Below are 12,581 nucleotides of genomic sequence, written 5' to 3' on the forward strand. Positions count from 1 at the left end.
ATACTTACAACAAATAAGTAACATATCAGCCCCGCGGTTACCGCTAACAGGTTCGGGTTGATCCGATCCCATTTGAGCAATACAGAGGCTATTTTATGAATACGATTTGTCCATCATGTCAGGCCACTAATCGCCTGCCAGAGGATCGTATCAATGACGGCGCTAAGTGTGGCCGATGCGGCCATGCCCTATTTTCCGGCAGCGTGGTTCATGCAACTGCCAGTACGCTGGATAAATACCTGCAAGATGATCTGCCGGTGGTTATCGACTTCTGGGCCCCGTGGTGCGGCCCGTGCGTGAGCTTTGCGCCGATCTTCGAAGACGTCGCGCAGGAACGTGCCGGTAAAATCCGCTTCATTAAAGTCAATACTGAAGCCGAGCCGGAGCTGAGTGCGCGTTTTCGCATCCGCAGCATTCCTACCATTATGGTATTCAATGAGGGCAAAATGGTCGACTCTCTGGGCGGTGCCATGCCCAAGACGCCTTTCAACAATTGGCTGAATGAATCATTGTAACGCATAAGTCAGAATTAAGCCCTGACCAATGGCCTGCTTGATGCGGGCCATTGGTTTTTATGCTGACAAGAACCTACCACTTGCGGGCAACGGCGATTAGAATAGCCGGTTTTCCACCCGCGGAATGCTTATGTCAGACAATGCCGTTCTTCGCCTGCGTGCGCAGCGTTTAGCTCAATCTACTCGTCCCTTTCTGGCGCGCGGCTCGCGGGCTATTCGCTGCCAGTCCTGCCTGCTGCCGAAACGCAATTGCATCTGCGCCACGCGGGAGATTCATCAGGCCACCAGCCGCTTCTGCTTGGTGATGTTCGACACCGAACCCATGAAGCCGAGCAATACCGGGCGGCTGATCGCTGACGTGCTGCCTGATACCCAAGCCTTTATGTGGTCGCGCACTGAAACCGATCCGGCTTTACTGGAAGCCATTGCTGACCCAATGCGTCAGGCTTACGTAGTGTTCCCGGCCTCTTTCGCCCAGCCTCCGCGCCAGGTCTTTACTGAAATTCCGGCAGACAGCAAGCCGCCGCTGTTTATCATGCTCGATGGCACCTGGACCGAAGCCCGCAAGATGTTCCGCAAAAGCCCTTATCTGGATAACCTGCCGGTGTTCTCGCTCGATGTGAGTGCTAGCTCCGACTACATCCTGCGCGAAGCCTCGCGCCCGGAACTGCACTGCACGGTAGAAGTGGCAGCCGCAGCACTTGAAAAAGCCGGAGATCTGGCCGCCTCGGCTGGCCTTTCGCGCCACTTTACCCACTTCCGCACCCAATATTTAGCCGGAAAACCTCATCATCCGGTGCACCAACTCACAGCAAAAGAACCGGAAAGCTTCTAGAATCAAAAGCATCACGGATTTGAGGAAAGAGAATGAGCCAGCGTGGACTAGAAGCCTTACTAAGACCTAAATCCATTGCGGTATTAGGGGCGAGCGACAAGCCGGGCCGCGCCGGATATCTGATGATGCGCAATCTGCTGGGTGGCGGTTTTAACGGGCCAGTCCTGCCAGTCACTCCGGCTTACCGCGCGGTGTGCGGCGTGCTAGCTTATGTCGATGTCGCCAGCCTGCCCATCACGCCCGATTTAGCCATTCTCTGTACCCGCGCCGAGCGCAACCTCGCGCTGCTCGAGCAATTGGGCGAGCGCGGCTGCAAGACGGTGATCATCCTCTCTTCCCACTCCCAGCAATTTACCGAACTCAAAGCCTGTGCCCAGCGCTACGCCATGCGCCTGCTCGGGCCGAATAGCCTTGGGATACTCGCGCCGTGGCAAAGGCTCAATGCCAGCTTCTCGCCGGTGCCGATCCTGCCCGGCAAACTGGCATTTATCTCTCAGTCCGCCGCCGTGGCTAACACGATCCTCGACTGGGCGCAGCAGCGCTCGGTGGGCTTCTCCTACTTTATTTCCCTTGGCGACAGCCTCGATATTGATGTCGATGACCTGCTGGATTTCTTGGCGCGGGACAGTAAAACCAGCGCCATTTTGCTCTATCTCGAGCACGTCAGCGACGCTCGTCGCTTCCTGTCGGCTTCGCGCAGTGCCTCGCGCAACAAGCCGATTCTGGTGATTAAAAGCGGTCGCAGCACGCAGGCGCAGAAGCTGCTCAATAGCCCGCTCAGTCTGGACGTGGCGTATGACGCCGCCATTCAGCGCGCGGGCTTGCTGCGCGTGCAGGACACCCACGAGCTGTTCTCTGCCGTAGAGACCTTAAGCCACATGCACCCGCTGCGAGGTGAGCGCTTGCTTATTGTCAGTAATGGAGCCGCTCCGGCGGCCATGGCCCTCGACCAGCTACTGGCGCGCAATGGCAAACTGGCGGCTCTCGGTGAAGAGACTCAAGCCGCACTTCGCGCCGCGTTGCCGCAGAGCATTGCCATATCCAACCCTTTAGATCTGCATGATGACGCCACGCCCGAGCGTTATCAGTCAGTGCTTACTTCGCTACTAGACAGCAATGACTATGACGCCCTGCTGGTTATCCACGCGCCAAGCGCCGCCGCGCACGGTACGGTGACGGCTGAGCGGCTAATTGCCACTTTGAAAGGCCATTCGCGCGGCAAGCGCGTGACCCTGCTGACCAACTGGTGCGGCGAATACTCGTCACAAGAGGCGCGCAGACTATTCACTGAGGCGGGGATCCCGACTTATCGCACTCCAGAAGGCACGGTCACGGCCTTTATGCACATGGTGGAATACCGCCGCAACCAAAAGCAGCTGAAGGAGACGCCCTCCCTGCCCGTTGGGTTGCAGCAAAATACCGATGAGGCACACAGGTTAATCACTCAGGCGCTGGCCGAGGGGGCAACCCAGCTGGATACCCATGAAGTTCGCACCATTTTGCATGCGTACGGCATGGAGGTGCTGCCAACCTGGATTGCCAGTGACAGCGCCGAGGCGGTACATATTGCCGGGCAAGTAGGTTACCCGGTGGCGCTGAAACTGCGCTCGCCGGATATTCCGCATAACTCTGAAGTTCAGGGGGTTATGCTCTATTTACGTACCGCGAGTGAAGTCGAGCAGGCCGCTAACGCCATTTTTGATCGCGCCAGGCAGGTTTTCCCGCAGGCCAGAATTCACGGTTTGTTAGTGCAAACTATGGCCAACCGCCCCGGCTCGCAAGAGTTGCGAATCGTAGTTGAGCAAGACGCGGTGTTCGGCCCGTTGATTATGCTTGGCGAAGGAGGCAGCGAATGGCGGCCTGAGAAGCAGGCCGCGGTGGCACTTCCTCCACTCAATCAGGCGCTGGCGCGCTATTTGGTGCTGCAAGCAGTGAAAGGCGGCAAAGTGCGGGCGCACAATGTCTCACGCCCGCTGGACATTCCCGCGCTCAGCCAGCTGTTGGTCAAAGTCTCCAACCTGATTGTTGACTGCCCGCAGATCACCCGTCTGGAGATCCACCCGCTGCTAGCTTCCGGCGATGAACTGAATCTGCTGGATGTCACGCTCCAACTTAGCAACGTCAGCGATATCGGGCCATCCAGACTGGCTATTCGCCCTTACCCTCAAGAGCTGGAAGAGCCGGTCACGCTGAAAGATGGCTCAGGCTGCCTCTTCCGCCCCATCCTTCCTGAAGATGAGCCGCTGCTGAAAGCCTTTATCCTTAAGGTGACTAAAGAGGATCTCTACTATCGCTACTTCAGTGAGATCAACGAGTTTACCCACGAGGATTTAGCCAACATGACCCAAATCGACTACGATCGCGAGATGGCTTTCGTGGCGGTAAGAGATTTTGATGAAAAATCTGAAATCATTGGCGTGACGCGCGCAGTGTCCGATCCCGACAATATTGATGCTGAATTCTCGGTGCTGGTTCGTTCAGATCTCAAGGGACTTGGCCTTGGCAGACGCCTGCTCGAAAAGATGATCATTTACACCACAGAGCACGGAATACAGCGTCTGACAGGTATCACGATGCCGAATAATCAGGGTATGGTGGCACTGGCGAGGAAGCTTGGGTTTGAGGTGGATATCCAATTGCAGGATGGCATCGTTAATCTCACGCTAGCCCTCAATTCTAGCCATAACCTCGCCGCTGAAGGCCATAAATAGGCAAAACATACGCACAATGGGGATTACTAATGGTATTATCGACCGATTGTGCGGTGTACATGTTCTGTCTGTACCGCTATCGCTATTACCTAAAGAGAGAAGAAGCGCACTGTGATGTTGTCAAAATTTAAACGTAATAAACATCAACAACACCTTGCTCAACTGCCAAAACTCCCCCAAACGGTTGACGCTGTACAGACGCTGTACTGCCCAACGGATTTCCGCACAACGCTGCTCGAGGCTATCGCCAAAGCAACTCAACGGATTTATCTGGCCGCGCTGTATCTCGAAAATGATGACGGTGGTCGGGATGTTCTGTCAGCACTCTATGCTGCAAAACAACTAAGGCCTGAGCTAGAAATTTGTATCCTGGTCGACTGGCACCGCGCCCAGCGTGGTCGTATTGGCGATGCCGCGTCCAATACCAATGCCGACTGGTATTGCAGCATGGCGCAGCAGCATCCTGACGTTCTGGTGCCGATTTATGGCGTCCCGGTTAACACTCGCGAAGCTCTTGGGGTTCTTCATCTCAAAGGCTTTGTTGTGGATGACCGAGTTATCTACAGCGGCGCCAGTCTCAACGACGTCTACCTGCATCGTCACGCCAAATACCGCTATGACCGTTACCATCTGATCACCAATGCTGCATTGGCCGATTCCATGGTCGACTTTATGAAGAAGTCGATTCTCTCTGCCAGCGCGGTGCAACGCCTTGATCGCCAGGATCGCCCAAAAAGCATTGAGATTAAAAACGAAACACGCCAGTTCAGGCAGTCGCTAAAAGACAGCAGCTATCACTTTACCGGTACTGCGGGTAATGATGAGCTGACGGTGACGCCAATGGTGGGTTTGGGTAAGCAAAACTCGCTTAATCGCACCATTCACCATCTTATGGCCAGCGCCGAGCAAAAGCTCACTCTCTGCACCCCTTATTTTAATATGCCTGCCCTGCTCGCTCGTAACATCGTCGCCCTGCTGCGCCGGGGTAAACAAGTCGAGATTATCGTCGGCGACAAAACGGCAAACGACTTCTATATCCCGCAGGATCAGCCGTTTAAAATCATCGGCGCGCTGCCTTATCTGTATGAAATCAACCTGCGCCGATTCCTCAGCCGCCTACAGCGCTTTGTCGACAGCGGCCAGCTGATTATTCGTCTGTGGAAAGATGGCGAAAACAGCTACCACTTAAAAGGAATGTGGGTTGACGATCGCTGGCAGCTGATCACCGGTAACAACCTCAACCCGCGCGCCTGGCGTCTGGACTTAGAGAATGCCATTCTGATCCACGACCCGCATCGCGAAATGGTGGTGCAGCGCTCTAAAGAGCTGGATGAGATCCGCGAACATACGCAGATCGTTTCTCATTATATGGAATTGGAAAGCATCCCTAATTATCCAATCAAAGTTCGTAAGCTTATTAGGCGTTTACGCCGAATTCGAATCGACAGATTAATTAGCCGAATTTTGTGATCCGCTATACTAGAAGCCTGATCGATGTGATCAGGCTTTTTTTTATGTCAGGAATATCAGTCATGAAGCTCTTGCTCTCACGCTTACCTGCTGTAGCCCTTCTCATCCCTATTATGCTCTCCTCCGGATGTAGCCATTACGCCAATGACAATTGGACAGGCAAGGACAAAGCTCAGCATTTTATGAGTTCGGCAATCTTAGCCGCTGCGGGCACATCTTATGGTGAACGTCAGGGGTGGAATGATGCTAAAAGCCGGTCTTTCGGGCTGCTATTTTCGGTCGGATTAGGTGCAGGAAAAGAGCTTTATGACAGCCGAGAAGCGGGTACAGGGTGGAGTTGGAAGGATTTTGCCTGGGATATTGCCGGGGCAGCTGCAGGCTATGGGGCTTACCAGGCGATTCATAATTAGAATTGATTCTGCCAGCTATCAATCTAATATCACTATATTTCAGTAAGATAGAAAACGTCGGTCAGTTTGTGATCCACTGGCTTAACAATCGCGCGCTGTGATCACTAAGCCATGACGCAAGAAGCCCCCCGGCTCGCCAGAGCAGGGGGGCTTTTTTGTTTTGCACTTTGCCATTTCCCACATAGCAAAAAACCCCGGCCTTTCGGCTGGGGTTTCTCACTTTATTTGATGCCTGGCAGGTGATGAACCACTGCGTGCTTCACCCTGCGGGCCGCTGCTGCGCAACGTTCAAAAGGCAGCGCCTTTTGTCCTACTCTCTTCTCGAGCAGAGAGCCACCGGAAGGCAAAAAAGCAAAAGCCCCGTACTTGCGTACGGGGCCTTGGCTTTTATTTGATGCCTGGCAGTTCCCTACTCTCGCATGGGGAGACCCCACACTACCATCGGCGCTACGGCGTTTCACTTCTGAGTTCGGCATGGGGTCAGGTGGGACCACCGCGCTAGTGCCGCCAGGCAAATTCTTGTTGTCCCCACCGCATCCTCAGGCTTTCACCCTCGCACGCCATGCGAACCAATCTCGGAACTTCGCTGAAAATCTCGTCTCGTCTCTCAGACCAAAACACCTTCGGTGTTGTAAGGTTAAGCCTCTCGGGTCATTAGTACTGGTTAGCTCAATGCATCGCTGCACTTACACACCCAGCCTATCAACGTCTTAGTCTTAAACGTCCCTTCAGGTGGCTTAAAGCCACAGGGAAGACTCATCTCGAGGCAAGTTTCGCGCTTAGATGCTTTCAGCGCTTATCTTTTCCGCATTTAGCTACCGGGCAATGCCATTGGCATGACAACCCGAACACCAGTGATGCGTCCACTCCGGTCCTCTCGTACTAGGAGCAGCCCCTCTCAATCTTCCAACGCCCACGGCAGATAGGGACCGAACTGTCTCACGACGTTCTAAACCCAGCTCGCGTACCACTTTAAATGGCGAACAGCCATACCCTTGGGACCTACTTCAGCCCCAGGATGTGATGAGCCGACATCGAGGTGCCAAACACCGCCGTCGATATGAACTCTTGGGCGGTATCAGCCTGTTATCCCCGGAGTACCTTTTATCCGTTGAGCGATGGCCCTTCCATTCAGAACCACCGGATCACTATGACCTACTTTCGTACCTGCTCGAGCCGTCACTCTCGCAGTCAAGCTAGCTTATGCCATTGCACTAACCTCACGATGTCCGACCGTGATTAGCTAACCTTCGTGCTCCTCCGTTACTCTTTAGGAGGAGACCGCCCCAGTCAAACTACCCACCAGACACTGTCCTCACCCCCGATCAGGGGGCCGAGTTAGAACATCAAACATTAAAGGGTGGTATTTCAAGGTTGGCTCCACGCAGACTGGCGTCCACGCTTCAAAGCCTCCCACCTATCCTACACATCAAGGCTCAATGTTCAGTGTCAAGCTATAGTAAAGGTTCACGGGGTCTTTCCGTCTTGCCGCGGGTACACTGCATCTTCACAGCGAGTTCAATTTCACTGAGTCTCGGGTGGAGACAGCCTGGCCATCATTACGCCATTCGTGCAGGTCGGAACTTACCCGACAAGGAATTTCGCTACCTTAGGACCGTTATAGTTACGGCCGCCGTTTACCGGGGCTTCGATCAAGAGCTTCTCCTTGCGGATAACCCCATCAATTAACCTTCCGGCACCGGGCAGGCGTCACACCGTATACGTCCACTTTCGTGTTTGCACAGTGCTGTGTTTTTATTAAACAGTTGCAGCCAGCTGGTATCTGCGACTGGCTTCGGCTCCGAGAGCAAGTCTCTTCACCTACGCGCCAGCGTGCCTTCTCCCGAAGTTACGGCACCATTTTGCCTAGTTCCTTCACCCGAGTTCTCTCAAGCGCCTGAGTATTCTCTACCTGACCACCTGTGTCGGTTTGGGGTACGATTTCGTGTTACCTGGAGCTTAGAGGCTTTTCCTGGAAGCAGGGCATCAGCTACTTCACCACCGTAGTGGCTCGTTATCACGCCTCAGGGTTAAAGCAGTCCGGATTTACCAGGACCACACCCCTACACGCTTGAACCGGGACAACCGTCGCCCGGCCAGCCTAGCCTTCTCCGTCCCCCCTTCGCAGTAACACCAAGTACAGGAATATTAACCTGTTTCCCATCGACTACGCTTTTCAGCCTCGCCTTAGGGGTCGACTCACCCTGCCCCGATTAACGTTGGACAGGAACCCTTGGTCTTCCGGCGTGCGGGTTTTTCACCCGCATTATCGTTACTTATGTCAGCATTCGCACTTCTGATACCTCCAGCAGCCCTCACAGGCCACCTTCGACGGCTTACAGAACGCTCCCCTACCCAACAACGCCTGAGCGTCGCTGCCGCAGCTTCGGTGCATGGTTTAGCCCCGTTACATCTTCCGCGCAGGCCGACTCGACCAGTGAGCTATTACGCTTTCTTTAAATGATGGCTGCTTCTAAGCCAACATCCTGGCTGTCTATGCCTTCCCACATCGTTTCCCACTTAACCATGACTTTGGGACCTTAGCTGGCGGTCTGGGTTGTTTCCCTCTTCACGACGGACGTTAGCACCCGCCGTGTGTCTCCCGTGATAACATTCTTCGGTATTCGTAGTTTGCATCGAGTTGGTAAGCCGGGATGGCCCCCTAGTCGAAACAGTGCTCTACCCCCGAAGATGAGTTCACGAGGCGCTACCTAAATAGCTTTCGGGGAGAACCAGCTATCTCCCGGTTTGATTGGCCTTTCACCCCCAGCCACAAGTCATCCGCTAATTTTTCAACATTAGTCGGTTCGGTCCTCCAGTTAGTGTTACCCAACCTTCAACCTGCCCATGGCTAGATCACCGGGTTTCGGGTCTATACCTTGCAACTTGACGCCCAGTTAAGACTCGGTTTCCCTACGGCTCCCCTATTCGGTTAACCTTGCTACAAAATATAAGTCGCTGACCCATTATACAAAAGGTACGCAGTCACCCAACAAGTAGGCTCCCACTGCTTGTACGTACACGGTTTCAGGTTCTATTTCACTCCCCTCGCCGGGGTTCTTTTCGCCTTTCCCTCACGGTACTGGTTCACTATCGGTCAGTCAGGAGTATTTAGCCTTGGAGGATGGTCCCCCCATATTCAGACAGGATGTCACGTGTCCCGCCCTACTCATCGAACTCACAATAAGTGCATTTTTGTGTACGGGACTATCACCCTATACTGTGCGACCTTCCAGACGCTTCCACTAATGCACAAACTGATTCAGGTTCTGGGCTCTTCCCCGTTCGCTCGCCGCTACTGGGGGAATCTCGGTTGATTTCTTTTCCTCGGGGTACTTAGATGTTTCAGTTCCCCCGGTTCGCCTTGCATGGCTATGTATTCACCATGCAATAGTGTGACGTATCACACTGGGTTTCCCCATTCGGGTATCGTCGGGTATAACGGTTCATATCACCTTACCGACGCTTTTCGCAGATTAGCACGCCCTTCATCGCCTCTGACTGCCTAGGCATCCACCGTGTACGCTTAGTCGCTTAACCTCACAACCCGAAGGTGTTTCACCTCGGTTTGCGAGTCTTGAGAGACTCAACACAGGGTACTCCTTATCTCAGTACATCTACGGAGAGATAAGTTTCAGCTGTGTCGTTTCAATTTTCAGCTTGTTCCAGATTGTTAAAGAGCAAAATACTTCGCAGCATACTGTTTCCAATATACTCTGAAGTATTATTTAAAGGCTGTATGGATATGGTGGAGCTAAGCGGGATCGAACCGCTGACCTCCTGCGTGCAAGGCAGGCGCTCTCCCAGCTGAGCTATAGCCCCATACAGTCACTTACAGATACCTTTGATTTACCACTCGTAAAAGAGTTAATTCTTTCTCAGACAAGGCGGAGCCATGCGAAGTTTGCTTACGCAAACGAGTTCGTGGCGACAACGCGGTATGAGGAAGAATTTGGTAGGCCTGAGTGGACTTGAACCACCGACCTCACCCTTATCAGGGGTGCGCTCTAACCACCTGAGCTACAAGCCTATAAAGGTATTTCTGCTCGTTACTTTCTATCAGACAATCTGTGTGGACACTGCACAATGCGTATCTTTAGGTAAGGAGGTGATCCAACCGCAGGTTCCCCTACGGTTACCTTGTTACGACTTCACCCCAGTCATGAATCACAAAGTGGTAAGCGCCCTCCCGAAGGTTAAGCTACCTACTTCTTTTGCAACCCACTCCCATGGTGTGACGGGCGGTGTGTACAAGGCCCGGGAACGTATTCACCGTAGCATTCTGATCTACGATTACTAGCGATTCCGACTTCATGGAGTCGAGTTGCAGACTCCAATCCGGACTACGACATACTTTATGAGGTCCGCTTGCTCTCGCGAGTTCGCTTCTCTTTGTATATGCCATTGTAGCACGTGTGTAGCCCTACTCGTAAGGGCCATGATGACTTGACGTCATCCCCACCTTCCTCCGGTTTATCACCGGCAGTCTCCTTTGAGTTCCCGCCATCACGCGCTGGCAACAAAGGATAAGGGTTGCGCTCGTTGCGGGACTTAACCCAACATTTCACAACACGAGCTGACGACAGCCATGCAGCACCTGTCTCAGAGTTCCCGAAGGCACTAAGCTATCTCTAGCGAATTCTCTGGATGTCAAGAGTAGGTAAGGTTCTTCGCGTTGCATCGAATTAAACCACATGCTCCACCGCTTGTGCGGGCCCCCGTCAATTCATTTGAGTTTTAACCTTGCGGCCGTACTCCCCAGGCGGTCGATTTAACGCGTTAGCTCCGGAAGCCACGGGTCAAGCCCACAACCTCCAAATCGACATCGTTTACAGCGTGGACTACCAGGGTATCTAATCCTGTTTGCTCCCCACGCTTTCGCACCTGAGCGTCAGTCTTTGTCCAGGGGGCCGCCTTCGCCACCGGTATTCCTCCAGATCTCTACGCATTTCACCGCTACACCTGGAATTCTACCCCCCTCTACAAGACTCTAGCTTGCCAGTTTCAAATGCAGTTCCCAAGTTAAGCTCGGGGATTTCACATCTGACTTAACAAACCGCCTGCGTGCGCTTTACGCCCAGTAATTCCGATTAACGCTTGCACCCTCCGTATTACCGCGGCTGCTGGCACGGAGTTAGCCGGTGCTTCTTCTGCGAGTAACGTCAATGCACAGTGCTATTAACACTGAACCCTTCCTCCTCGCTGAAAGTGCTTTACAACCCGAAGGCCTTCTTCACACACGCGGCATGGCTGCATCAGGCTTGCGCCCATTGTGCAATATTCCCCACTGCTGCCTCCCGTAGGAGTCTGGACCGTGTCTCAGTTCCAGTGTGGCTGGTCATCCTCTCAGACCAGCTAGGGATCGTCGCCTAGGTGAGCCATTACCTCACCTACTAGCTAATCCCATCTGGGCACATCCGATGGCGTGAGGCCCGAAGGTCCCCCACTTTGCTCTTGCGAGGTCATGCGGTATTAGCTACCGTTTCCAGTAGTTATCCCCCTCCATCAGGCAGTTTCCCAGACATTACTCACCCGTCCGCCGCTCGCCGGCAAAGTAGCAAGCTACTTCCCGCTGCCGCTCGACTTGCATGTGTTAGGCCTGCCGCCAGCGTTCAATCTGAGCCATGATCAAACTCTTCAATTAAAAGTTCGATTTGCTTCAACTCGTGAAGCGGTGCTCAAAAATTAACTTTCGTAATAATTCAACTAAATGAATTACTGCTTGGTCACTCTTTAAGACTTGATATTTTTTGCCACCGAGGTGGCTGATATCGTCTTGTGAGTGCCCACACAGATTGTCTGATAAATTGTTAAAGAGCAGTGAGTTACGCGCTTTCGCTTGGCAACTCGAGGTGGCGTATATTACGCTTTTCTCTTTCAGTGTCAACCGTTTATTTCACCCGGTTGCCGCTGTTTTTAATCTTTCCGACTCGTTCACTTCGTGATGTTGTTCACGTTGTTCCCTGTCGATGGAGCGGCATTATAGGGAGTTGGGATGGAATGGCAAGCAAATAAAATCACTTTTATTCTGCTTGCCGTTTTTTTATTCACAAAGCCTTATTTCTGAGCTTTTTTGATGAAAACAGGCAGATCAGCAAGGGTATCGAGCACGGCATCCGCCAAGTTTTCGCCCTCAGCCGTGACAGGTTTGCCGCTTCTCACCAGAATTTTATGCCCGACGCCCGCAGCAATACCGGCCTGCAGGTCTTCGATTTTGTCCCCTACTATATAAGAAGAGGCCATATCGATGTTTAACTCGTCTTTGGCGGTCAGGAACATGCCGGGCATCGGTTTGCGGCAATCACAAACTTGAGCGAACTCTTTTACTGAACCTTCTGGGTGATGAGGACAGAAATAGATGCCGTCCAAATCCACGCCGCGATCGGCGAGAGACCAATCCATCCACTCGGTCAGCGTCATAAACTGAGCTTCGGTGAATTTGCCACGGGCAATACCAGACTGATTGGTTACCAGCACCAGAGCAAACCCCATTTCCTTTAATTGCAGGCAGGCTTCGATAACACCGTCTATAAATTGGAATTGGTCTATTTCATGAACATAACCATGATCGACATTAATTGTGCCATCTCGGTCTAAAAAAATTGCTGGGACTGTCTGTGCCACGTGTTTGCTCCTGATA

General features: G+C 53.0%; 6 protein-coding genes, 2 tRNA genes and 3 rRNA genes. 5 read left to right on the forward strand and 6 right to left on the reverse strand.

Translation table 11 applies throughout. The annotated features are described in order from the left end of the window. The first annotated feature begins 95 nt into the window (after window positions 1-95). The 5 genes from trxC to V2154_RS17495 all read left to right on the forward strand — a co-directional run bounded on the left by trxC (window position 96) and on the right by V2154_RS17495 (window position 5,941). Complete coding sequence (gene trxC, locus V2154_RS17475; RefSeq protein ID WP_034792689.1) at window positions 96-515, forward strand: thioredoxin TrxC; 420 nt, start codon at window positions 96-98, stop codon at window positions 513-515. A gap of 130 nt (window positions 516-645) precedes the next feature. Then, window positions 646-1,350, forward strand: coding sequence for a tRNA-uridine aminocarboxypropyltransferase (locus V2154_RS17480; protein ID WP_353503222.1), 705 nt, complete (start codon window positions 646-648; stop codon window positions 1,348-1,350). A gap of 32 nt (window positions 1,351-1,382) precedes the next feature. Next, entirely contained in the window at window positions 1,383-4,061 is a 2,679-nt protein-coding gene (locus V2154_RS17485) for a bifunctional acetate--CoA ligase family protein/GNAT family N-acetyltransferase (RefSeq protein WP_353503223.1), read from the forward strand. A gap of 114 nt (window positions 4,062-4,175) precedes the next feature. Further along, window positions 4,176-5,531, forward strand: coding sequence for a CDP-diacylglycerol--serine O-phosphatidyltransferase (gene pssA, locus V2154_RS17490; RefSeq protein WP_353504024.1), 1,356 nt, complete (start codon window positions 4,176-4,178; stop codon window positions 5,529-5,531). 62 nt (window positions 5,532-5,593) lie between these two features. Beyond that, window positions 5,594-5,941 carry a YfiM family lipoprotein gene (locus tag V2154_RS17495; protein WP_353503224.1) on the forward strand — a complete coding sequence of 116 codons (348 nt, stop codon included), beginning with the start codon at window positions 5,594-5,596 and terminating at the stop codon, window positions 5,939-5,941. A 396-nt stretch (window positions 5,942-6,337) separates the two neighbouring features. Here V2154_RS17495 and rrf read toward each other — a convergent pair. The 6 genes from rrf to gmhB form a co-directional block, all read right to left on the reverse strand. Beyond that, window positions 6,338-6,453, reverse strand: a 5S ribosomal RNA gene (gene rrf / locus V2154_RS17500). 121 nt (window positions 6,454-6,574) lie between these two features. Continuing rightward, window positions 6,575-9,481, reverse strand: a 23S ribosomal RNA gene (locus V2154_RS17505). 206 nt (window positions 9,482-9,687) lie between these two features. Beyond that, a tRNA-Ala gene (locus V2154_RS17510) sits at window positions 9,688-9,763 on the reverse strand. A 131-nt stretch (window positions 9,764-9,894) separates the two neighbouring features. Then, window positions 9,895-9,971: transfer RNA gene (locus V2154_RS17515), tRNA-Ile, on the reverse strand. A gap of 71 nt (window positions 9,972-10,042) precedes the next feature. After that, a 16S ribosomal RNA gene (locus V2154_RS17520) occupies window positions 10,043-11,585 on the reverse strand. The 16S, 23S and 5S rRNA genes sit together here with 2 tRNA genes alongside, the layout of an rRNA operon. Before the next feature lie 413 nt (window positions 11,586-11,998). Then, window positions 11,999-12,565: a D-glycero-beta-D-manno-heptose 1,7-bisphosphate 7-phosphatase gene (gmhB, locus tag V2154_RS17525; RefSeq protein ID WP_353503225.1), complete on the reverse strand. Its 567-nt coding sequence runs from the start codon at window positions 12,563-12,565 to the stop codon at window positions 11,999-12,001. Between the last annotated feature and the right edge of the window lie 16 nt (window positions 12,566-12,581).

The organism is Ewingella sp. CoE-038-23 (assembly GCF_040419245.1).
GTDB lineage: Bacteria > Pseudomonadota > Gammaproteobacteria > Enterobacterales > Enterobacteriaceae > Ewingella > Ewingella allii.

What these genes read in the sequence shown, in the direction of transcription:
- V2154_RS17495 (WP_353503224.1), top strand. Translation starts at nt 5,594, where the DNA reads ATGAAGCTCTTGCTCTCACGCTTACCTGCTGTAGCCCTTCTCATCCCT.
- pssA (WP_353504024.1), top strand. Translation starts at nt 4,176, where the DNA reads ATGTTGTCAAAATTTAAACGTAATAAACATCAACAACACCTTGCTCAA.
- V2154_RS17485 (WP_353503223.1), top strand. Translation starts at nt 1,383, where the DNA reads ATGAGCCAGCGTGGACTAGAAGCCTTACTAAGACCTAAATCCATTGCG.
- trxC (WP_034792689.1), top strand. Translation starts at nt 96, where the DNA reads ATGAATACGATTTGTCCATCATGTCAGGCCACTAATCGCCTGCCAGAG.
- V2154_RS17480 (WP_353503222.1), top strand. Translation starts at nt 646, where the DNA reads ATGTCAGACAATGCCGTTCTTCGCCTGCGTGCGCAGCGTTTAGCTCAA.